Source organism: Massilia genomosp. 1 (assembly GCF_011682185.1).
Lineage (GTDB): Bacteria > Pseudomonadota > Gammaproteobacteria > Burkholderiales > Burkholderiaceae_D > Telluria_A > Telluria_A rubra.
Genome location: NZ_WHJF01000463.1, coordinates 1 through 332 on the forward strand (window position 1 = coordinate 1; position 332 = coordinate 332).

The following is a 332-nucleotide window of genomic DNA, read 5'->3' on the forward strand; positions in this document are numbered from 1 at the left end:
GCACGTTGTTGCCGGACGAATTGGCCAGTTCGCCCAGCATGCCGCGAAACGGGGTCGGCAGGCGGCCGGCTTCGGCCAGGATTTTGCTGAGCACTTGATTCGGTGGCGGCGTGGCGCCGTCGCGCAGCGCGGTTTCGGTGGCGGTCAACTGGGCGTACAGCTCGCCGATGGTCTCGACAATGCCTTCGATAGGGGCCTTGCTGCCTTCTGCGCGCGCTGTCGTAAATTCGCGCAGCGCGGCGAAGCGCGTATCGACCAGCATTTCCACGCGTTCCGCGGCGGCCGCCTCCGGCTTGCCGCTGGCCAGCTCGCTTTGGCCAAAGATCTGGCTC

General features: G+C 66.6%; 1 protein-coding gene. It reads right to left on the reverse strand.

Translation table 11 applies throughout. The annotated features are described in order from the left end of the window. On the reverse strand, positions 1 to 332 hold a 332-nt coding region (locus F1735_RS34525), incomplete at both ends, for a hypothetical protein (RefSeq protein ID WP_167241563.1).